The sequence below is a fragment of the Streptomyces sp. NPDC055749 genome (genome assembly GCF_053617235.1).
In genome coordinates, this window is record NZ_JBSHFH010000021.1 from 90,903 (window position 1) to 111,388 (window position 20,486).

Annotated in this window: 17 protein-coding genes; 4 read left to right on the plus strand and 13 right to left on the minus strand. The window is 70.6% G+C overall.

The window, feature by feature from the left end; genetic code table 11:
- Positions 1–36: 36 nt before the first annotated feature.
- The 3 genes from ACWGO0_RS18200 to ACWGO0_RS18210 all read right to left on the minus strand — a co-directional run bounded on the left by ACWGO0_RS18200 (position 37) and on the right by ACWGO0_RS18210 (position 5,312).
- On the minus strand, positions 37–1,662 hold the full coding sequence (locus ACWGO0_RS18200; protein ID WP_453535429.1) for a YfbK domain-containing protein: 1,626 nt from the start codon (positions 1,660–1,662) through the stop codon (positions 37–39).
- Between the two features lie 111 nt (positions 1,663–1,773).
- Entirely contained in the window at positions 1,774–2,664 is an 891-nt protein-coding gene (locus ACWGO0_RS18205) for an ABC transporter permease (protein WP_453535340.1), read from the minus strand.
- Positions 2,661–5,312 (minus strand): alpha/beta fold hydrolase, encoded by a 2,652-nt coding sequence (locus ACWGO0_RS18210; RefSeq protein ID WP_453535343.1) that lies wholly within the window; start codon positions 5,310–5,312, stop codon positions 2,661–2,663. The genes ACWGO0_RS18205 and ACWGO0_RS18210 overlap by 4 nt, the downstream gene beginning before the upstream one ends.
- Positions 5,313–5,534: 222 nt before the next feature.
- Here ACWGO0_RS18210 and ACWGO0_RS18215 point away from each other — a divergent pair, with 222 nt between their 5' ends.
- On the plus strand, positions 5,535–5,894 hold the full coding sequence (locus ACWGO0_RS18215) for a DUF4333 domain-containing protein (protein WP_453535346.1): 360 nt from the start codon (positions 5,535–5,537) through the stop codon (positions 5,892–5,894).
- Here the strand turns inward: ACWGO0_RS18215 and ACWGO0_RS18220 are convergent.
- From ACWGO0_RS18220 to iolC, 8 genes are all read right to left on the minus strand, one after another.
- Positions 5,891–6,454, minus strand: a complete 564-nt coding sequence (locus tag ACWGO0_RS18220; RefSeq protein ID WP_453535349.1) for a dihydrofolate reductase family protein — start codon at positions 6,452–6,454, stop codon at positions 5,891–5,893. The two genes, ACWGO0_RS18215 and ACWGO0_RS18220, sit on opposite strands and share 4 nt — an antisense overlap.
- A 112-nt stretch (positions 6,455–6,566) precedes the next feature.
- Positions 6,567–7,535 (minus strand): phosphotransferase family protein, encoded by a 969-nt coding sequence (locus ACWGO0_RS18225; RefSeq protein WP_453535351.1) that lies wholly within the window; start codon positions 7,533–7,535, stop codon positions 6,567–6,569.
- Complete coding sequence (locus ACWGO0_RS18230; protein WP_453535354.1) at positions 7,528–8,193, minus strand: DUF4291 domain-containing protein; 666 nt, start codon at positions 8,191–8,193, stop codon at positions 7,528–7,530. The genes ACWGO0_RS18225 and ACWGO0_RS18230 overlap by 8 nt, the downstream gene beginning before the upstream one ends.
- A 118-nt stretch (positions 8,194–8,311) precedes the next feature.
- Positions 8,312–9,814 (minus strand): CoA-acylating methylmalonate-semialdehyde dehydrogenase, encoded by a 1,503-nt coding sequence (locus ACWGO0_RS18235; protein ID WP_453535357.1) that lies wholly within the window; start codon positions 9,812–9,814, stop codon positions 8,312–8,314.
- Positions 9,815–9,828: 14 nt separating this feature from the next.
- Positions 9,829–11,718, minus strand: a complete 1,890-nt coding sequence (iolD, locus tag ACWGO0_RS18240) for a 3D-(3,5/4)-trihydroxycyclohexane-1,2-dione acylhydrolase (decyclizing) (protein WP_453535359.1) — start codon at positions 11,716–11,718, stop codon at positions 9,829–9,831.
- Entirely contained in the window at positions 11,715–12,602 is an 888-nt protein-coding gene (gene iolB, locus ACWGO0_RS18245) for a 5-deoxy-glucuronate isomerase (protein ID WP_453535432.1), read from the minus strand. The genes iolD and iolB overlap by 4 nt, the downstream gene beginning before the upstream one ends.
- 64 nt (positions 12,603–12,666) lie before the next feature.
- Positions 12,667–13,554, minus strand: a complete 888-nt coding sequence (locus tag ACWGO0_RS18250; protein ID WP_453535362.1) for a Cgl0159 family (beta/alpha)8-fold protein — start codon at positions 13,552–13,554, stop codon at positions 12,667–12,669.
- On the minus strand, positions 13,551–14,573 hold the full coding sequence (gene iolC, locus ACWGO0_RS18255; RefSeq protein ID WP_453535365.1) for a 5-dehydro-2-deoxygluconokinase: 1,023 nt from the start codon (positions 14,571–14,573) through the stop codon (positions 13,551–13,553). Before iolC ends, ACWGO0_RS18250 begins: the two co-directional genes overlap by 4 nt.
- Before the next feature lie 142 nt (positions 14,574–14,715).
- On the opposite strand from iolC, the gene ACWGO0_RS18260 reads away from it, so the two are divergent.
- Together ACWGO0_RS18260 and ACWGO0_RS18265 are read left to right on the plus strand one after the other, a co-directional pair.
- Positions 14,716–15,642, plus strand: a complete 927-nt coding sequence (locus ACWGO0_RS18260) for a sugar phosphate isomerase/epimerase family protein (RefSeq protein ID WP_453535368.1) — start codon at positions 14,716–14,718, stop codon at positions 15,640–15,642.
- A 197-nt stretch (positions 15,643–15,839) separates the two neighbouring features.
- Positions 15,840–16,037: a helix-turn-helix transcriptional regulator gene (locus ACWGO0_RS18265; RefSeq protein WP_328910246.1), complete on the plus strand. Its 198-nt coding sequence runs from the start codon at positions 15,840–15,842 to the stop codon at positions 16,035–16,037.
- An 83-nt stretch (positions 16,038–16,120) separates the two neighbouring features.
- Here ACWGO0_RS18265 and ACWGO0_RS18270 read toward each other — a convergent pair whose 3' ends face one another.
- Together ACWGO0_RS18270 and ACWGO0_RS18275 are read right to left on the minus strand one after the other, a co-directional pair.
- Positions 16,121–17,200 carry a zinc-dependent alcohol dehydrogenase family protein gene (locus ACWGO0_RS18270; RefSeq protein WP_453535372.1) on the minus strand — a complete coding sequence of 360 codons (1,080 nt, stop codon included), beginning with the start codon at positions 17,198–17,200 and terminating at the stop codon, positions 16,121–16,123.
- 43 nt (positions 17,201–17,243) lie between these two features.
- The gene (locus ACWGO0_RS18275) at positions 17,244–19,583 is read right to left on the minus strand and encodes an MMPL family transporter (protein WP_453535375.1); all 2,340 of its coding nucleotides are present in this window, start codon (positions 19,581–19,583) and stop codon (positions 17,244–17,246) included.
- A gap of 158 nt (positions 19,584–19,741) precedes the next feature.
- Between ACWGO0_RS18275 and ACWGO0_RS18280 the strand changes: the two genes are divergently transcribed.
- A complete protein-coding gene (locus ACWGO0_RS18280; RefSeq protein WP_453535377.1) occupies positions 19,742–20,437 on the plus strand; it encodes a TetR family transcriptional regulator in 696 nt (231 codons plus the stop codon).
- Positions 20,438–20,486: the final 49 nt, after the last annotated feature.

A 20,486-nucleotide genomic window follows, 5' to 3' on the forward strand; every position in this document is an offset into this window, starting at 1 on the left:
CCCGTTCCACACGGCGGCCCCAGACGACGCGCCTCCTCAGCCGATCTCGCCCTCCCCGACGCCCTCGGCAGGTGCCTCGTCGCCGCCCATGATCGAGTCCGCCTGTCCGATCGCCGTGGCCAGCTTCGACACGGAGCTGTCCTCGGTGGCGCTCGCCAGCTTCCTTGCCCTGTCGGCGAGTTCGCCGAGTCCCGGGGTGCCGGGCATGCTTCCGCCACGCAGTACATCGGCGAAGTACGCGGCCACGGCCGTCACCTGGAGCCGCGTGTTGCCGCCGCCCCACAGGGTCCCGTCGATCGCACCGCTCTCCACCGATCCGGTCTCCTCGTGCGCCTCCCTGGTCTTCGGGTCCTGCCAGCGCACCGTCGCGGTCGCCACGTGGCCGCGGGCGCCGTCCCGGAGGCGTACGGCATAGAGCGCCGTCACCGTGTGGCCGGGGCCGATCTCGCCGCCGTCCACGCTGTCGTCGCGGAAGTCCTCGTCGGCGACCTTGCGGTTCTCGTAGCCGATGAGCCTGAACTGCTGGACGGTCTCGCGGTCGAAGGCCACCTGGGCCTTGGCGTCACGGGCCCGCAGCTCGACATGGGCAGGCAGCTGGTCCACGAAGACCTTGCGGGCCTGCGTCTCGTCCGAGATGTACGTGGTGTGGCCGTCGCCCTTGTTGGTGAGGCGTTCCATCAACGCGTCACCGTAGTCGCTGCCCACACCGACACCGAAGAGGGTGATGCCGTGCTCGCGCCGTGAGGAGTCGATGCGTTCGAGGATCGCGTCGGCCTCCGTCTCACCGGTGTTGGCGAGTGCGTCGGACAGCAGCACGACCCGGTTGTTGGCTCCCTCGCGGTGGCCCTTGACGGCCTCGTCGTAGCCGCGCCTGATGCCCGCCTCCACGTTGGTGGAGTCCTGCGGTTCCATGTCGTCGACGATGTCCCGGACCTTGGTGCGGTTGCCCTGGAGCCGGGTCATCGGCAGCCGGGTCTCGGCCTCGTCGCTGAAGGTGACCAGGGAGACGGAGTCGTCGTCGCGCAGTTCGTCGGTGAGGATGCCCAGGGACTTCTTGGCCAGGTCCAGGCGGCCCGGTTCGGCCATCGAACCGGAGATGTCGACGACGAAGGTGAGTGCGGCGGGCGGGCGTTCGCCCTGATCTGCGGCGGCCTTGGTGGCGAGCCCGACCCGTACGAGCGACCAGTCGCTCGCGCCCGCCCCGGCGCGGGCGCCGTCGACGGTCACCGAGAAGCCGTTGTCCTTCGGCCGCTCGTAGCCCTGGCGGAAGCTGTTGACGAACTCCTCGGGCCGCACGGTCTCCGGTCCTGGCAGCTGCCCGTCGCCCAGCGTGCGGCGGGCGAAGCCGTAACTGGCCGTGTCCACGTCGAGGGCGAAGGTGGACAGATAGTCCGGCGGCGCCGCTTCGCGTGCCGCGTCCGCCCCCTCCTCCGACTGTTCCGGACGGACCTCGTCCGCCGCCCCGCCGGGGGCCGTCGCGGCCGGTGCCGGTGCCCCGCCGCCACTCGAACCACCGGCACCCGTCTTACGGTCCGCGGAGGCCGTGCTGTCTTCCGACCCCGCACCGCAGCCGGTGAGCAGCATTCCGCCCGCCAGCAGCAGAGCGAGCGCCCCGCTGTACTTCGCTGTCCTCGGATTCGCCTTCATCGGTACCCCCCACATCGTCGACATCTGTGAATGTGACGTACGGGGAGTGGCGAAAGAGCAGACGAACGAGTTGCGGATCAATCTCGATGCGGCAACGGCGGGCGGAATCGGCGCGGAATGTCAGCGTCAGGACACGATGTCCTTACGACTGAACCCACGGAACGCGAAAGCGAACAGGATCAGGGCATAGGTGACGGACACCGCGGCGCCCCTCACCATGCCGCCCCACTCCAGATCCGGCTGGAGCGCGTCCGCCCAGGCGAACTGCCAGTGCGCGGGCAGGAAGTCGCGCCACGAACCGAGCGCGGTGACGGCGTCCAGCACATTGCCGACGATGGTGAGTCCGACGGCCCCGCCGACCGCGCCCAGGGGCGCGTCCGTCTTCGTCGAGAGCCAGAACGCCAGCGCTGCGGTGACCAGTTGGGAGACGAAGATGAACGCCACGACGAGCGCGAGGCGCGGCACCGTGTCCCCGGTGGCGAGCGCGCCACCGGTGGGGAGTTCCAGCGGCCCCCAGCCGTACGCTGCCGCGCCCGCGGCGAGAGCGACCACCGGCAGCAGCACCATCGCGGCCAGGCTGAAGCCGAGCGCGACGACGAGCTTGCTCCACAGCAGTCGGGTCCGTGGCACGGGCGCCGCGAGCAGATAGCGCAGCGAGGACCAGCTGGCCTCGGAGGCGACGGTGTCCCCGCAGAACAGGGCCACCGGCACCACCAGCAGGAAACCGGCCGAGACGAACAGGCAGGTCGCGGCGAAGTTCGCGGCGGACGCGGTCGCCGTGTCCATGAGGGTGATCCGTTCACCGCCCCCGGGCCCGCCGTCCGGAGTGCCGCCGATCGCGAAGGCGATGATCAGGACGAACGGCAGGGCGGCCAGCACCCCGCCCATGAGCAGGGTGCGGCGCCTGCGCAACTGCCGCATGGCCTCGACGCGCAGCGGCAGCGTGCGCCGGGCCCGGTAGCCGGGCGCCTCGGGGACGCCGGCGGTCTGCTGCGTCACATCAACTGCGGCACTCATGCGGAGCCTCCGGAGATCAGGGTGAGGAACGCGTCCTCCAGGCGTCGGTGCGGCCCGACCCCCGTCAACGGCACGTCCAGCCGCACCAGTTCGGCGATCAGCTCGGACGAGGTGGCACCGTCGAGGCGTACGAGCAGTCCGAGCCCGTCGTCCGTACGCACCGCGGAGCCGATCCCCGCGAGTGCGGCGACCTTCTCGACGAGCGGTTCGTCGGCCTTTTGCGCGGTGGTGACGAGCAGCATGTCCCCGGAGCCGGTGATCTCGGCGACGGGGCCCGCCTGGACGAGCCGCCCCCGGTCCATGACCACCAGGTGCGTACAGGACTGCTCCACCTCGGAGAGGAGGTGGCTGGAGACGATGACGGTCCGGCCTCCGGCCGCGTACCGGATCATCACGTCGCGCATCTCGCGGATCTGGGGCGGGTCGAGGCCGTTGGTCGGCTCGTCGAGGATGAGGAGGTCGGGCATCCCGAGCATGGCCTGCGCGATGGCGAGCCGCTGCCGCATGCCCTGCGAGTACGTGCGCACGGCGCGGGCCAGGGCGTCACCGAGTCCGGCGATCTCCAGGGCCTCCTCGATGTGCGAGTCCGCGGCCGGCCGTCCGGTGGCCTGCCAGTACAGCTCCAGGTTGGCGCGCCCGGACAGATGCGGCAGGAAGCCGGCCCCTTCGACGAACGACCCGACGCGTGACAGCACGGGCGCGCCCGGCCGGATGGCATGCCCGAAGACCCGGATATCACCCTCATCGGGGGTGATGAGCCCCATGAGCATGCGCAGGGTGGTGGTCTTCCCGGCCCCGTTCGGCCCGAGGAGTCCCAGCACCTGTCCCTTCTCCACCTGGAAGGACAGCTCCCGGACCGCGTACCGGTCAGCGGACTTGGCGTACTTCTTCGACAGCCCGCTGATCCGGAGCGGTACGCCGGCGAGCGCCGGGTCGGGTGCCGGGGTCGCGGTGCGGCGGCGCGCCGAGAGCAGCAGCACGGCGGCGATCGCGGCAGCCGCGGCCGGAAGCCCCCAGGTCCACCAGGGCAGCGCGGTCGACGCGGTCTTGACGGCGGGCGCGGTGGGGACGGTCAGGGGACCGTCGAGCGATGCGGTGTACGTGACGGGCTCGGCAGGGGAGGCGTAGCCGAGGTCGGTGGCGGAGAGCACGAGGCGGAGCCGGTGCCCGGAGTCGATCTCGTGGTCGACGGCGGGGAGGGTCAGCTCGATGGGCCTGCCCTGCTGTGCGGGCGGGATCCGGTACGAGGAGACGAGCTGGGAGGGCAGCACCTGCTGCTTCCCGTCCGGCGACACGTCGTACACCTTCCCGAACAGCACGGCGTCGCCGCTGCCCGCCGTAACGTTTACCTGGACGGTGGGTGAGCCGGTGACGCGTACGGATTCGGTCAGCGGCCGGGAGTCGAACCGGGCGTACTGCCCGGGGAAGTCGAGCGAGAGTCCCACGCCGATGGTGGACAGCTGCGAGAGCCCACCCCCCAGCCCGGGCACGGCGGAAATCGCGGGCGGACTGGCCCCGGCAGGATTACGGAAGGTCTGCTTGCCCCCGCGCAGTGCGAACTCCTCGCCCCCACTCCCCAGCCCCGGGTAGCGGTCGCTGCTCGCGCCCCGCTTCTGGACGGCTCCATCGGTGGAGGCGATCCCTCCGGTACGCGTCACACGGAAGGCGGGCCCGGTATCGGCCCCCTTGTCCTTCTTGAGGTAGCGGTCGAACCACGCACCGACGCGGCCCTGGACCCGGTCGCCCTCCATGTCCCCGCCGTCGTGTCCACCGGCGATCCAGTCGACGGAGACGGGAGCACCGTTCCCGCTGATGGCCTTCGCCATGGAGTCGGCGTGGTCGAGCGGGAAGAGGGAGTCCGACTGGCCCTGCACGATCAGCGCGGGCGCGTCGATGCGGTCGGCGACGGCGACCGGGGAGCGCTCGGTCAGCAGCTCGCGCGCGGCGGCGTCCGGTTTCCCGCTGACGGCGACCCGCTCGTACATCTCGCAGAGCCGCTTCTCGAACCTCTCGCAGCCACCGCCGGTGGTGACGAAGATCCCGGCCCAGAGCTTCTTGAACACCCCGTCGGGGAAGAGCGCGTCAGCCAGGTTCCAGTAGGTGATCAGGGGCGCGACGGCGTCGACACGCTTGTCGTGCCCGGCGGCGAGGAGCGAGACGGCGCCCCCGTAGGAAGCCCCGGTGAGACCGACCCGCGGGTCGCCCTTGCCGTCGAGCTCGACCTCGGGCCGTCCGGCCAGCCAGTCGATGAGCCCGGAGACATCCTTGACCTCACCTTCGGGTGCGTTGAGCGAGATCTCCCCGCCCGACTTCCCGAACCCGCGTGCGGACCAGGTCAGCACGGCGTACCCATCGGCGGCCAGCTTCTCGGCCTGCGCCCGCACATCGGCCTTGCTGCCGCCGAAGCCGTGCCCGATGAGCACGGCGGGACGGCGCTCAGACCCTCCGGACGTGAAGTACGACGTATCGATCGGCACCCCGTCCATACGCAGCATCCGGTCCTCGCGCTGCACGGCGGGCGCACTGTCATCGGCGACCGCGGTCCACGTGCCGCCACCCGCGAGCACGACGAGCGCGGCGAGGCCGGCAGCCCATCGGCCGCGCTTGCGTGGCAGCCGGGGCCGCCACCGGGAAGTTGGGGAGTCCATACCCTCGACCCTAAGCGGACGCCGAACCCCGTCCGCATGCCACCAGGGGGAAGTGCCCGGCCTCCCTCAGAGGTACGGTGCGCACTCGCCGTACTCCGCACGCGGTACAGCCACCGCCACGAAAGACCCACAACGGACATCGGCTCTCGACGTCTCCGCAAGGTGACGTCGAGAAACGGCCTAGGGTGTCACTCTGTTCCGACCACTCGGAATGGAGCCCGCATGCCCATAGCCCGCTTGTCTGCAGCAACAGCGACGTGGAGCCTTTCGGCCGTAGCCGCCGGTGTACTGCTCGTCGGCTGCTCGGGCTCCGTCAGCGTCGGAAACTCCGAGCCGGAACTCTCCAAGGACAAGCTGGCCACCACGGTCGCCGCGAAGCTCGCCGCCACGACGGGGCAGCCGACGCCGGACGTCACCTGTCCCGAGGACCTCGTCGGGAAGGTCGGCCACACCACCCGCTGCACCCTCACAGCGGGCGACGGCAGCACCGTGGGTGTGTCGGTCACCGTTACCTCTGTCGACGGAGACCAGATCAACTTCGACATCAAGGCCGACGACAAGGCTTCCCCGGCTCCGAACTAACGGACCACGCGGTAGTGGAGGTAGAAGACTCCCGAACCGAAGGGGCGGGTCTCGACGAGTTCGAGATCCACCCGGCGCTCGTGTCGGGGAAAGAACGGAATGCCACCGCCTACCAGCACCGGGTAGACCATGACCCGGTACTCGTCGATCAGACCCAACGCAGCCGCCTCGGCGGCGAGAGTCGCGCCGCCGATCGCGATCTCGCCCTCCCCCGGCTCGGCCCGCAACCGCTCGATCTCCTCCGCCAGGCCGCCGGAGGCCAGGCGGGCCTGGCCCTGCACCTCCGACAGCGTGGTGGAGAACACCACCTTCGGCAGCGGATTCCAGAGCGCGATCCACTCGCGCATCGAGTCGTCGAGCGAGGGGTCCTGGTCGGCGGTCTCCCAGTACAGCATCGTCTCGTACAGCCGTCGTCCCAACAGGTGGACGCCGACGTCTCGAATCTCGTCGATCCAGAAGCGAAAGACCTCCTCGTCGGGCTCCGTCCAGTCGAAGTCGCCGTCCGGCCCGACGATGTAGCCGTCGAGTGAGACGCCCATCGAGTAGGTCACGCTGCGCATCAGAGGTCCTCCTCGGTAACGGAATTCGACAGTACGACCGCCGGACGCCACCGGACTCATCGCGACTCGCCGGATTCCCTGCTCCGAGTCGCCCCGCACGATCGGCGCGCAGTCAGGCGTAGCGGGCGAAAAGAGCCTCGACGTACTCCTCCAGCCTCCTGGTCAGCACAGCTGGGGTCAGATCGGCACGGCCCAGTTCACGCCAGGGCGTGGCGACCTTCTCGGCGTCGGGCGCGAAGGCCAAGGCGTCCAGCAGCCGCCAGTAGAGGTGCGCGGCGCGGTCCTCGGCCAGGGTTCCGCCCGCCGCGGCGTACCGGTCGGCGAAGCGCATGCCGGCGGGAACCCCGTGCAGCAGGGCCAGGGCCGTCGAGCAGTGGGCCACGTCCAGATCGGCCGGCCCCCAGGAGGTCTCCACCCAGTCGACGACGCCGCTGATCCGCAGATCACCGTCGCTGCCCGCGAAGAGGACGTTGCCTGGATGGAAGTCCCGGTGGAGAAAGCAGGCCAGGTGGCTGGGTGGCTCACGGCGGATCATGTCCACGGCCCGTTGCCACAGCTCGGGCCGCGCCGTGTCCTCGGGCGGTCTCACCAGCTCCGGAGAAGTCCACGCCTGATAGGCGCGAGGTTGCGCCTCCGGGGTCACCGGCAGCCGGTGGATGCGCAACAACTGACGGGCAAGCAGTTCACCGCGCCGGTCAGCGCCCTCGTCGCTCACGCACACGGCCCCGGGCAGCAAGGACATCAGCAGGGAGGGATGGTCGCAGTGCTGCGCTGTCGCGTCCACGTCCACAAGCGTGGCCGCAGGCACGTCGGTGTCGCCGAGCAAGCGCAGAACGGCCGCCTCGCGGGTCAGCAGACCCTCCGCATGGCGAACGAAGAACGGCTTGACGAAGGACCGCAGGACCAGCGAGCGTCGGCCATGCGGCCCCGAGATCTCCAGGCGGCGCATCTCCGACGTCCAACCGCCGCGCAGACGCGCAGCACGCTCGATGCGCTCCCCCTCGGTCAGTCCCTTCTCCACCCAGACCCGCGTCGCATCCCACCCCTGCCCCTCAAGACCTGCACCGGTGCGCTCAGCCATCTCGGGTCAGGAGATCCGTCGAGGTCGGGCCTGGCACAGCGGGCACACCGGGCGCCGTGGGCCGGGGCAGTCTTCCGGCGGCGGGCCACGGGGTTTCCCGGGGCAGCAGCGCGGCGGCTGCCTCGGATTCCCCGGCACGCACCAGGGTGTGGATCTCCCGGGCCAGCGGGGTGACGTCGCGGATGGAGACCGTCCACTCGTCCGCGTACCGCCGGGCCGCCTCGCCCGCCAGGCCGAGTTGCAGGGAGCGGTACGGGAGCTGGTTCAGGTTGAGGTCGCGTTCAGGGTCCCACTGGACGCGGGTGGGGGCGCGGCGCAGGGCGCGTTGCCAGGTGGCCCGGTCCGGGTGCACTCCCCTTACGTAGTGGGAGAGTTCGGCGTTCTCCAGTGCCCAGGTGAAGCCCTCGCGGGTGATCTCCACGGCGAGGACCGTCTCCTGGCCCTCCTTCGTCGCCCAGCCGCAGCGATACATCATCCACAGGAAGCTCGGCTTGATCCACGTCATGCGGTCCCGCTTCCAGGCGGCGGGGAAGCGTCCCTCGCGGGCGGCCGGGAGGCCGATGGCGGGCCGGTATGCCTGGTAGACGGTGACGGTGGATGCGGTGTGGGACGCGCGGATCTCGAACTTCGGCGGCGGGGTCGGGGTCGGTACGGTCATGGCGTCATCCCAGCACGGCCGACCCGCCGTCGGCCAAGGGGTTTTCCCGCGGGGGGTGTTCACGTCGGCGCGGTCCCGGGGCGTGTGCCCCGGGACCGCGCCGGCCGGATGTGCCGCCTCAGTGGTTGCGGGGGAAGCCCAGGTCCACGCCGGAGGGGGCGTCCGCCGGGTCGGGCCAGCGGGTCGTGACGACCTTGCCGCGGGTGTAGAAGTGCACGCCGTCGTTGCCGTAGATGTGGTGGTCGCCGAAGAGCGAGTCCTTCCAGCCACCGAAGGAGTGGTAGCCGACCGGCACCGGGATCGGCACGTTGACGCCGACCATGCCGGCCTCGATCTCCAGCTGGAAGCGGCGGGCAGCGCCGCCGTCGCGGGTGAAGATCGCGGTGCCGTTGCCGAACGGCGAGGCGTTCATGAGGGCGACGCCCTCGTCGTACGTGTCGACGCGCAGGACGCACAGGACCGGGCCGAAGATCTCGTCCTTGTACGCGTCGGAGTCCGTCGACACGTTGTCGAGCAGGGACAGGCCGATCCAGTGACCGTCCTCGAAGCCCTCGACCGAGTGCCCCGTGCCGTCGAGGACGACGTCCGCGCCCTGGGCCGCGGCGCCCGTGACGTAGGAGGCGACCTTGTCGCGGTGGGCGGCGGTGATCAGCGGGCCCATCTCGGAGGTGGGGTCGTTGCCGGGGCCGATCTTGATCTTCTCGGCCCGCTCCTTGATCTTGGCGACGAGCTCGTCGGCGATGGAGCTGACGGCGACGACGGCGGAGATCGCCATGCAGCGCTCACCGGCGGAGCCGTACGCCGCCGAGACCGCGGCGTCGGCCGCGGCGTCCAGGTCGGCGTCGGGCAGGACCAGCATGTGGTTCTTGGCGCCGCCGAGTGCCTGGACGCGCTTGCCGTTGACGGTGGCGGTGGTGTGGATGTAGCGGGCGATCGGGGTGGAGCCCACGAAGGAGACCGCGGCCACGTCGGGGTGGTTGAGGAGTCCGTCGACAGCGACCTTGTCGCCGTGCAGGACGTTCAGCACACCGTCGGGCAGACCGGCCTCGGAGGCCAGCTCGGCCAGCAGGTTGGCGGCCGACGGGTCCTTCTCGCTGGGCTTCAGGACGAAGGTGTTGCCGCAGGCGATGGCGAGCGGGAACATCCACATCGGCACCATGGCCGGGAAGTTGAACGGCGTGATGCCGGCGACGACACCGATCGACTGGCGGATCGAGGAGACGTCGACCCGGCTGGAGACCTGGGTGGACAGCTCGCCCTTGAGCTGCGTGGTGATGCCGCAGGCCAGCTCGACGATCTCCAGACCGCGGGCGACCTCGCCCAGCGCGTCCGAGTGCACCTTGCCGTGCTCGGCGGTGATCAGCGCGGCGATGTCGTCGCGGTGGGCGTCGAGCAGTGCGCGGTAGCGGAAGAGGACCGCGGTGCGGGCGGAGAGCGAGGACGTGCCCCACGTCTCGTACGCGTCCTTCGCGGCGGCGACCGCGGCGTCGACCTCTTCGAGCGAGGCGAGCGCGACCTTGGTGGTGACGGCGCCGGTCGCGGGGTCGGTGACCGGACCGAAATTGCCCGACGTGCCCTCGACGCTCTTGCCGCCGATCCAGTGGTTGACGGTCTTCGTCATGACTACGTGCTCCTTCAGAGGTGGCGGCGTCGGGCTGCGACGTGGCGTTCGTACTCTTCTCTCGCCTTGACCGCCGACGGGCGGGTCGCGGTTTCGGCTACCGGAACATCCCACCACGCCTGCGCGGGAGGGGGGCCCGACACAGTGTCTGGCGTTTCGGTCTCGACGTAGACACAAGTAGGACGGTCAGCGGTACGCGCTTCTGCGAGAGCTTCGCGCAGGTCAGTCACGGTCTCGGCGCGCAGGACCCGCATCCCGAGCGAGGCCGCGTTGGCCGCGAGATCGACGGGGAGCGGCGGCCCGGTGAAGCCGCCGTCCGGGTCCCGGTGGCGGTAGGCCGTACCGAGGCGCTCGCCGCCGACGGACTCGGAGAGGCCGCCGATCGAGGCGTATCCGTGGTTCTGGAGGATGACGACCTTGATGGGCAGTCCCTCCTGCACGGCCGTGACGATTTCGGTGGGATTCATCAAGTATGTGCCATCGCCGACCAGTGCCCAGACGGGGCGGCCGGGGGCCGCGAGCTGGACTCCGATGGCGGCTGGGATCTCGTATCCCATGCAGGAGTAGCCGTACTCGACGTGGTACTGGTCGGGGGAACGGGTGCGCCAGAGCTTGTGCAGGTCGCCGGGGAGCGAACCGGCGGCGTTGATCAGGATGTCGTCCTCGGTGACCAAGGTGTCGAGTACGCCGAGGACCTGGGCCTGGGTGGGGCGCGCCGTCTCGTCCGCCGGGGTGTAGGCGGCGGTGACCCGCTCCTCCCACCGGGCCTTGGCCGCGCGGTATCCCTCTTCGTACTGCTGACCGACCCGGTGGGGGGTGGTGGACAGGCCGGCGTGGAGGGCTTCGAGGGTTTCTCTTGCGTCGGCGACGACCGTCAGCGCGGAGAGCTTGTGCGCGTCGAAGCCGCCGATGTTGATGTTGACGAAACGGGCCGAGGGCGCGAAGAGCGTCGATGACGCGGTGGTGAAGTCGCTGTAGCGCGTCCCCACGCCGATCACCAGGTCGGCTGCGCGGGCGAGCTCGTCGGCGGTGGCCGTCCCGGTGTGACCGATGCCGCCGACGTCGCAGGGGTGGTCGTGCGGGAGCGAGCCCTTGCCGGCCTGGGTGGAGGCGACGGGGATGCCGGTCGCCTCCGCGTAGGCGCGGAGCTCCGCCTGGGCCGCGCTGTGGCGTACTCCGCCGCCCGCGACGATCAGCGGGCGGGCGGACGCACTGATCGCCTCGGTCGCCGCGGCGAGTTCGCGGCGGTCGGGGCTCGGCCTGCGGATGTGCCAGACCCGCTCCCGGAAGAAGTCCTCCGGCCAGTCGTACGCCTCAGCCTGGACGTCCTGGGGAAGCGCCAGCGTGACGGCGCCGGTGGCCGTCGGGTCGGTCAGGACGCGCATCGCGGCGAGTGCGGCGGGGATCAGTGCCTCGGGGCGGCCGATCCTGTCGAAGTATCTGGAGACCGGCCGCAGACAGTCGTTGACCGAGATGTCCCCCGCGTGGGGCACTTCGAGCTGCTGGAGTACGGGGTCGGCGGGCCGGGTCGCGAAGGTGTCGCCGGGGAGGAGGAGCACGGGCAGGTGGTTGACCGTGGCGAGGGCCGCGCCGGTGACGAGGTTGGTGGCGCCCGGGCCGATGGAGGTGGTGACGGCCTGTGCGGAGAGCCGGCCCGACTGGCGTGCGTACCCCACGGCCGCGTGCACCATGGACTGTTCGTTGCGGCCCTGGAGGAAGGGCATGACGGCCGGTCCGGACTCGATGAGCGCCTGGCCGATCCCGGCGACGTTCCCATGGCCGAAGATGCCCCAGGTGGCGTTGATCAGGCGTTGGCGGTGGCCGTCGCGCTCGGTGTACTGGCGGGCGAGGAAGGCGACCAGGGCCTGGGCGGTGGTCAGCCGCCGGGTGCTCGGGGTGCTCATCGGAGGGCCTCCGGGCCGTAGAAGGGGAGCCGGGGGTCGACGGGCAGGCCGGGCCAGGTGTCGCGGATCCAGCTGTGGTCCGGGTGGTCGCGGATCAGCCACTCGCGCTGCCCCGGTCCCGCCATCACGTTCAGGTAGTACAGGGTGCGGCCGGGCGGGGCGATGGACGGGCCGTGCCAGCCGTCGGGGATGAGCACGGCGTCTCCCGTACGGACTTCGGCGAGCACGTCCGTACCGCCGGCCCTGGACGGTGACACCCGGTGGTAGGCGAGGCCGTCGTCCGCCACCTCGAAGTAGTAGATCTCCTCCAGCACCGACTCGGCTCCGGGACGGTGCTCGTCGTGCTTGTGCGGCGGGTACGAGGACCAGTTGCCACCGGGGGTGAGGACCTCCACCGCGATGAGGCGGTCGCAGTCGAAGGTGTCGGCCGCGGCGAAGTTGTTGACCTGCCGGGAGCAGGTTCCGGCGCCGCGCAGTTCGACGGGTACCTCCGGCGCGGGGCCGTAGCGAGCGGGGAGTCGTCGCTCGCACTTCGCTCCTGCCAGGGCGAAGCGGCCTCCTGCGCCGGAGGCGATCTGTGCGTGGGCGTCACGCGGTAGGTACGCAAAATCGCTCACCCCGCTGAACACACTTTCCCTGCCCAGCAGTTCAAAGATCTCACCTGCCGTGTGCACCGTACAGCCGCCCGTCAACGGCAGAATGATCCATTCACTCTCCCCGGTGACCAAGGTGTGAACACCACCAGGCTCCAGTTCGAGCACGCGCAGACTCGACCGGTCCCAGCCGGCCCCCTCGGGGTCGATGTCGAGGGTGTAGGCGTCGCTTCCCGCGCTGCCGGCCGGAAGGTGGTGGCGGTTGTGCCGCGGGTTCGTGTGCGTCGTCATCTCCATGCTTATTCCCTGCCCCTTCGCCTCTTCCATGCCGCCCCTTCGCCTTTTCCGTGCCCTTCTAGAGCAGCGCCACGGCTGCGTCGACCGCCCCTGCCACATCCCCGTCGGCCGGATAGAGCAGCGAGCGGCCCACCACCAGCCCCTGGACGGACGGCAGTCGCAGCGCGCCGCGCCACTTCTCGTACGCGCCGTCGAGGTCGCCGCCGACCTCGCCGCCGAGCAGCACGGCGGGCAGCGTGGAGGTCTCCATCACCTGGGCCATGTCGTCGGGATTCTCCGTGACGGGGACCTTGAGCCAGGTGTACGCGGAGGTGCCCGCAAGACCCGAGGCGATGGCGATGGACGTGGTGACGGCGGCTGCGCCCAGGTCGTTGCGGAGGCGGCCTTCGATACGGCGGCAGAGGAACGGCTCGACGAAGACGGGCAGCCGGTGCGCCGCCATGTCGTCGATGGCGCGTGCGGCGGTGTGCAGGGTGTCGAGGGAGCCCGCGTCGTCGTAGTCGATACGGAGCAGCAGCTTGCCCGCGTCGAAGCCGAGCCTGGCCAGATCGGTGGGGCGGTGACCGGTGAACCGGTCGTCGAGCTCGAACGCGGCGCCCGCGAGTCCGCCGCGGTTCATGGAGCCGATGACGACCTTGCCCTCCAGGGCGCCGAGGAGCAGCAGGTCGTCGAGGATGTCGGCGGTGGCGAGGACTCCGTCGACGCCAGGGCGGGAGAGGGCGAGACAGAGCCGCTCCAGGAGCTCGAAGCGGTTGGCCATGGCCAGTTCGCGATTGCCGACGGCGAGCGAGCCGCGGGCCGGATGGTCGGCGGCAATGATCATCAGTCGGCCGCCGACGGAGACGAGGGGCCGTCTGCTGCGCCGGCCGGCGGCCTCGGCGACGGCCTCCGGGTGGTGCACCCGCAGCCGGACGAGGTCGGATGCGGAGGAAGCGGCGGGCGTCATGAGGTCGCTCCGGTCGCGATGACGGCGCCGTCGGCAAGGGCCTTCTCGACCTCGTCCGGATACGGCATCGCGGACGAGCAGGCCAGGCGGGACGCGACGATGGCACCGGCCGCGTTCGCGTAGCGCATGATGCGTCCGGTCTCCCATCCGGCGAGCAGACCGTGGCAGAGCGCCCCGCCGAACGCGTCACCTGCGCCCAGTCCGTTGACGACCTCCACGGGCAGGGGCGCCACGTCGGCCGTGGTGCCGTCGCGGTGAACGGCCAGGACCCCCTTGGGGCCCTGCTTGACGACGGCCAGCTCCACGCCGGCCGCCAGCAGGGCGCGTGCCGCCGCGTACGGCTCGCGTTCCCCGGTGGCGATCTCGCACTCGTCGAGATTGCCGACGGCCACGGTGGCGTGCGCGAGCGCTTCGCGGTAGCGCGCGGGCGCCACGGTGCTGTGGTCGCCGCCGTCCCAGAACATGGGCCGCCAGTCGAGGTCGAAGACGGTGATCTGAGACATCCCGGCCGCACTCGATGACGTCTCGCTCCGGCCCGTCTCGCTCCGGGCCCGCAGCGCGGCGAGGGTCGAGGTGCGGCTCGGTTCGGCGCACAGTCCGGTGCCCGTCATCCAGAACACCCGGGCTGCGCGCACCGCGTCCAGGTCAAGTTCCGCGCCGTGGATCTCCAGGTCGGGCGCCTTGGGCTGCCGGTAGAAGTAGAGGGGGAAGTTGTCCGGCGGGAAGATCTCGCAGAAGGTGACAGGCGTCGGATACTCCTCGACGGCCGTCACCCACCGGTCGTCGACGCCGAACTCCTTCAGCTGGTGGTGGAGATACTCCCCGAAGGCATCCTGACCGGTCCTGGTGACCACGGCCGTCCGCCGGCCCAGACGGGCCGCCGCCACCGCGACATTGGTCGGCGAGCCGCCGAGGAACTTCCCGAAGGTCTCGACGCGGGCGAGCGGTACACCGGTCTGCAGCGGGTAGATGTCCACCCCGATCCGCCCCATGGTGATCACGTCGTACGGCTCAGGCATACGCATCCCTTCACGCCGCGGTGCGACCGCGGCCGGACGGCTGGTCCCAGGTCTAGCCCTCCCCCGGAACCCTGTCAACATTTTGTCCGGACATTCGGACGAACTCTTGACACTCCTCGGCGAGGACCGGAGGGTGGGCGATATGACCTCCTCCGTACCCTCTCCGGCCCGCATCCGTATCGGCTCGGCTCCCGATTCGTGGGGGGTGTGGTTCCCCGACGATCCGCAGCAAGTGCCCTGGCAGCGCTTCCTCGACGAGGTCTCCGAGGCCGGTTACGAGTGGATCGAACTCGGACCGTACGGCTACCTTCCCGTCGACCCGGCCCGGCTGACGGAGGAGACCGAACGCCGTGGGCTCACGGTCTCGGCGGGCACCGTCTTCACCGGATTGCACCACGGCCCCGCCGTCTGGGACCGGACCTGGGCGCATGTCTCCGACATCGCGGCACTCACCCGGGCCATGGGCGCGGAGCACCTGGTGGTCATCCCGTCGTTCTGGCGCGACGACAAGACGGGCGAGGTGCTGGAGGACCGCACGCTCACGGCGGCGCAGTGGCGCGATCTGACGACCCAGACGGAGCGGCTGGGGCGCGAGGTCCAGGACCGGTACGGGCTGCGGATCGTCGTGCACCCGCACGCCGATACGCACATCGACAGCGAGGAGAACGTCAGCCGGTTCCTCGACGCCACCGACCCCGCCCTGGTCTCGCTCTGCCTGGACACCGGCCACTACGCGTACTGCGGCGGGGACAGCGTCAAGCTCATCGAGACCTACGGCGAGCGCATCGGCTATCTGCACCTCAAGCAGGTCGATCCGGCGATCCTGGCCGACGTCGTCGCCGGCGGGGTGCCGTTCGGCCCGGCCGTGGCCCGCGGGGTGATGTGCGAGCCGCCGCGCGGGATTCCCGCCCTGGAACCGGTCCTGGAGGCCGCCCGCGCCCTGGACATCGATATGTTCGCGATCGTCGAGCAGGACATGTACCCCTGCCCGCCCGACAAGCCGTTCCCGATCGCCCGCCGCACCCGCGAGTTCCTCCGCTCCTGCGGCGCACCCCGTAGCCCCCACTGACCTCGTTCTGTCACAGCTGTCACCTCCTCGTCACACATGTCTCCGTTACGCGGGTCTTCGGTCACAGGCGCCCGACATCCCTCCCCGCCCGTCACTCTGCGTCGTTCACCGGACACAGGCTGAGTGATCGTCAGCGTCCATGCCGCACATCCCCCGACGGCCCCCCGCCGCCGCTGCGGTACAGAGAGGTGTCACCGATGACGGACAGAAGTCTCTGGTCCTACAAGGACATTGCCGCGCACATCCGGGTGCAGCCGGACACCATCCGCTCCTATCGCAAGCACGGCCTGCTGCCGCCTCCCGACCACGTGGAGAACGGCAAGCCCTATTGGTACGCGGACACGGTCCGCGCCTGGGTCGCCTCCCGCCCCGGCAACCGCGGACGACGCGACTGACCTCAACCTCCCCGGGCCCCGAGCCCCGCACCCCGTACGGCGATCGGTCCCCTCCGCCGCCGTGCGGGGCCTCTGCCGTCGTGCTACCTCGCCGAGGGTTCGGTGACTGCGAGGCCGGTACGTGACGGCTCGATGATCGTCACACCCGCCCCGGGCGCCGTCCCCATGGCAGCGAGCGCGGCGGGTGCCGCGTCCAGCGGGATGGTGGAGGTCACCAGCAGATCCGGGCGCAGGGTGCCGGCCCGCACCATGTCCATCATCGGCCGGTAGTCGTGCGCGGCCATGCCGTGGCTGCCGAGGATCTCCAGCTCGAGCCCTATCACCCGCGCCATGGGCACGACCGGGTCGCCGGTCGCGGACGGCAGCAGGCCCACCTGTATATGGCGGCCCTGCCTCCGCAGGCTCCGTACCGAGGCGGCGCAGGTGACCGGCGAGCCGAGCGCGTCGATCGACAGATGCGCACCGCCACCCGTGAGTTCACGCACCGCTTCGTCCGCACCCCCCGGATACGCCGAGGCATCCACGCACTCCGCCGCGCCGAAGGTCCGCGCCAGCTCCAGGGCGCGTGGCGATACGTCGACCGCCACGACCCTCGCCCCGCAGGCCACCGCGATCATCACGGCCGACAGACCGACCCCTCCGCAGCCGTGCACGGCGACCCACTCCCCCGGCGCCACCCGGCCCTGTCCGACGACGGCCCGGAACGCGGTGGCGAACCGGCAGCCGAGTCCGGCCGCCGTGGCGAACGAAAGCCCCTCGGGCAGGGCCACCAGATTCACATCCGCCTGCTCGAGCGCCACGTACTCGGCGAAGGAGCCCCAGTGCGTGAACCCGGGCTGGGTCTGCCGTTCGCAGACCTGCTGCGCCCCGGCCGCGCAGGCCCCGCACCTGCCGCAGGCGCAGATGAAGGGCACCGTCACCCGGTCGCCCGGGCGCCAGTTGACGACGCCGGCGCCCGTCGCCTCGACCACTCCGGCCAGCTCATGGCCGGGCACGTGCGGGAGGGTGATGTCCGGGTCGTGGCCCATCCAGCCGTGCCAGTCGCTGCGGCACAGACCGGTGGCTTCGACCCGGACCACCACACCTCCGGCGGTGGGCGCCGGATCGGGCACGTCCCGGAGCCGGGCCTCCTGCCCGAACTTCTCGAACACAACTGCCCGCATCGGTTCCGCCCTTCGCCTCGTCCGCCGCTCGGAGGCGCCGAATCTACGCCCCGCTGCTGATCTTGTCCCGCTCCTCACCGGACTCGGATATCCCGTCCGCATCCGCATCCGCATCCGCATCCGCGTACGTCTCCGTCGCAGCTCCCGGGGAGGACGCGGGCCGGCTCGCCCTCCCGGCCCCGGCCGGAGCACCGGAGGGAAGGGGCGCGGGCGCCGATTCGCCCTCGCTCACACCGAACCGCTGGTGGAACCTCCGCAGCGGTCCCGGCGCCCACCAGGTGGCGCGGCCCATCAGCTTCATCACCGAGGGCACCAGCAGGCTGCGTACGACCATGGCGTCCATCAGCACGGCCAGCGCGATTCCCAGCCCCAGCATCTTGGTGTTGGTCACCCGCGAGGTCCCGATCGCGACCATCACCACCGCGAGGATCACCGCGGCTGCGGTGATCAGCCCGCCGGTGTGGCGCAGTCCGAACGTCACCGCGTGCTCATGGTCCCCGCCGCGGTCGTACTCCTCCTTGATGCGGGAGATCAGGAACACGCCGTAGTCCATGGAGAGCCCGAAGGCGACACAGAACATCAGCACGGGCAGGGTCGTTTCGATATCGCCGGTACTGGTGAAGGAGAGCAGCCCCGACAGATTCCCGTCCTGGAAGACCCAGACCACCGCACCGAACATCGCTGTCAGGCTGAGTGCGTTCAGCACGACCGCCTGGAGCGGAATCAGCACGCTGCCGGTGAGCAGGAAGACGAGCAGCAGCGTCGCCACGACGATGATGCCCAGCGCCCACGGCAGCCGGTCCGCTATGGCGTCCTTCGAGTCGACGAGGACGGCCGCCGTGCCGGTCACCGATGTGTCGAAGGGTGCGGGCAGCGCCCGGAGGTCGCCGACGAGCCGCTGAGCCCCTTCTCCCACCGTCTCCCCCTCGGGCAGCACGCTGAAGTACGCGTACGAACCGGAGGTGACCGGGCCGTCGACCCGCAGCACACCGGGGAGTCCGGCGATGTCGCTGCGCAGTGCGGCGTACTGCGCGGGGGTCGCGTCCCCGTCCGCGAGCAGTTCCAGGCCGCCGCCGGGGCTGCCCGGGAAGCCCTCCCGTATGTGCTCCTGCACGATCCGGGACTCGGCCGTCGGGGGCAGTTGGCGGTCGTCCGCCGTACCGAACTTCACCCCGAGGAAGGGCAGGCCGAGCAGGACGAGACCGACCGTGGTGACTCCCGCGAAGAGGGGAGCCCTCCGCATCACCAGTGCGGCAAGCCGCGCCCAGCCCTTGCCCGTGTCCGCGCCCTTGCCCGAACCGTCCGAGCTGCGGCGCAGCAGCCTGCGCAGGTCCAGGGAATTGACCCGCGGGCCGAGCAGCATCAGGGCGGCCGGCAGCAGGATCAGCGCGGCAGCGGCGGCCAGCAGCACCACGGCGATCCCCGCGTAGGCGAAGGAGCGCAGGAAGTACTGGGGGAAGACCAGCATTGCCGCGAGTGACACCGCCACCGTCAGCGCGGAGAAGAGCACCGTGCGCCCCGCCGTGCGCAGAGTTGCGCCCACCGCCGTCCGTGGGTCCGCGCCCGCGGCGAGCTCCTCGCGGAACCGGCGCACGATGAACAGGGCGTAGTCGATGGCGAGACCGAGCCCGAGCGCCGTGGTGAGGTTCTGCGCGAACACCGACACATCGGTGAATTCGGTGATGCCGCGCAGGACGGCGTTGGTGCCGAGGATCGCCACGATCCCGACGCCGAGGGGCAGCAGAGCGGCGATCGCGCTGCCGAAGACCATGACCAGCAGCACCAGCGTCACCGGCAGGGCGATGAGTTCGGCCCGCAGCAGGTCCTCCTGGATGATCTTCTGCATCTCGTGCCGCACGGCGACGGGACCGCCGACGGAAACCTCCACCGGACCGCGCTCCCCTTGGAACGCCGGAGCCATCCGGTCGAGGATCTGGCCCGCGGTCTTCTCGTCGCCCTCGATCCGGGCGGCGATGATCGCCTCGTGTCCGTCCTCGGAGCGCAGCGCGGGCGACTTGGTCAGCCAGTACGAACCGACGCCCGTGATCCCGTCCTCGGCGGCCAGCTGCTCGGCGAGCCCGGCCGCCTCTGCGGCCACCGCCGGATCGTCCACGGAGGCGCTCCCGCTGTCGATCAGCAGCAGCAGATTGGGCTGGGAGGCGGGGAACTCACGCTCCAGCACCTCGGTTGTGTACGTCGACTCGGCATCGGGCGACTCCCAGCCACCGCTGCCCATCCGGTCACCCACCCCGCTGCCCGCGAACACGGCGAGAGCCGTGATCACCAGCGCGGCGAGCAGCGCGAACCGTGGCCGCGCGGTGACGAAGCGGGTCCAGCCGCCGACGCGCGCCGGAACGCGCGTCGGACTGTTGACTTCGGACATGGTGCGGTGTCCCCTTCACCGAGACCCGGGCAGCACAGGGCAGCATGGGTCGGTCGTTGCCACTTACACTGGCAAACACGAGTCATCGCTCGCGTTTTCATAGAATGCGAGTCGTCGCTCGTGTTTGTCAACCGCACCATGAGAGCTGGGGATAGACCGTGTCGGATGCCGGATCCGCAAAAGGCATCGAGCCCACACCGGCCGACGAGGCCGCACGCGGCACGAAGGCCCCGCGCCGCCGCCAGGCCCGTGGCGAAGCCCGTATCGCCCAGCTCCTCGAAGCCGCCGCCGGCGTCTTCTCCAGCAGCGGCTACACCGCCGCCAGCACCAACGCCATCGCCCGCGCGGCAGGCGTCTCGCCGGGCACGCTCTACCAGTTCTTCCCGAACAAGGAAGCCATCGCCATCGAGCTCGGCGACCGGCTGCTCGGCCGCTGGCAGGAGACCTACGGCGCCGCCTTCGTGCCCAGTCACATCGAGCTCCCGCTCGACCGGATGCTCGACGCCATCGTCGACCCGCTGATCGCCTTCAACTGCGAGAACCCGGCGTTCACCGTCCTGATGCACGGTTCCGAGATCCCCGGCACGATCACCCAGGAACACGACAGCGTCCACGCCGCGATGCTCGCCCGCGTCGAGACGATCCTGGCCGGCTACCTCACCGACATCCCCGCCGACCAGGTCAGCCGCATCGCGAGCATGTCCTTCGCCATCTTCACGGCCGGGCTCGACCTGATCATGAGTCACGAGGGCGCCGAGCGGGAGGCGTACATCGAGGAACTGAAAACGATCCTGTTCCGCTACCTGGACCCGCTGGTCGGCGATTCAACACTCGGTCAGGCCCCACACGCCTGACAGCTCCAGATGCCCGACAAAGGCATGAAGCATACGATTTGGGCACCCT

Coding starts and splice junctions, on each gene's coding strand:
- iolC (WP_453535365.1), bottom strand. CDS start 14,573: ATGCCTGAGCCGTACGACGTGATCACCATGGGGCGGATCGGGGTGGAC.
- ACWGO0_RS18205 (WP_453535340.1), bottom strand. CDS start 2,664: ATGAGTGCCGCAGTTGATGTGACGCAGCAGACCGCCGGCGTCCCCGAG.
- ACWGO0_RS18250 (WP_453535362.1), bottom strand. CDS start 13,554: ATGACGCCCGCCGCTTCCTCCGCATCCGACCTCGTCCGGCTGCGGGTG.
- ACWGO0_RS18260 (WP_453535368.1), top strand. CDS start 14,716: ATGACCTCCTCCGTACCCTCTCCGGCCCGCATCCGTATCGGCTCGGCT.
- ACWGO0_RS18215 (WP_453535346.1), top strand. CDS start 5,535: ATGCCCATAGCCCGCTTGTCTGCAGCAACAGCGACGTGGAGCCTTTCG.
- ACWGO0_RS18265 (WP_328910246.1), top strand. CDS start 15,840: ATGACGGACAGAAGTCTCTGGTCCTACAAGGACATTGCCGCGCACATC.
- ACWGO0_RS18235 (WP_453535357.1), bottom strand. CDS start 9,814: ATGACGAAGACCGTCAACCACTGGATCGGCGGCAAGAGCGTCGAGGGC.
- ACWGO0_RS18200 (WP_453535429.1), bottom strand. CDS start 1,662: ATGTGGGGGGTACCGATGAAGGCGAATCCGAGGACAGCGAAGTACAGC.
- iolB (WP_453535432.1), bottom strand. CDS start 12,602: ATGACGACGCACACGAACCCGCGGCACAACCGCCACCACCTTCCGGCC.
- ACWGO0_RS18210 (WP_453535343.1), bottom strand. CDS start 5,312: ATGGACTCCCCAACTTCCCGGTGGCGGCCCCGGCTGCCACGCAAGCGC.
- ACWGO0_RS18270 (WP_453535372.1), bottom strand. CDS start 17,200: ATGCGGGCAGTTGTGTTCGAGAAGTTCGGGCAGGAGGCCCGGCTCCGG.
- ACWGO0_RS18275 (WP_453535375.1), bottom strand. CDS start 19,583: ATGTCCGAAGTCAACAGTCCGACGCGCGTTCCGGCGCGCGTCGGCGGC.
- iolD (WP_453535359.1), bottom strand. CDS start 11,718: ATGAGCACCCCGAGCACCCGGCGGCTGACCACCGCCCAGGCCCTGGTC.
- ACWGO0_RS18225 (WP_453535351.1), bottom strand. CDS start 7,535: ATGGCTGAGCGCACCGGTGCAGGTCTTGAGGGGCAGGGGTGGGATGCG.
- ACWGO0_RS18220 (WP_453535349.1), bottom strand. CDS start 6,454: ATGCGCAGCGTGACCTACTCGATGGGCGTCTCACTCGACGGCTACATC.
- ACWGO0_RS18230 (WP_453535354.1), bottom strand. CDS start 8,193: ATGACCGTACCGACCCCGACCCCGCCGCCGAAGTTCGAGATCCGCGCG.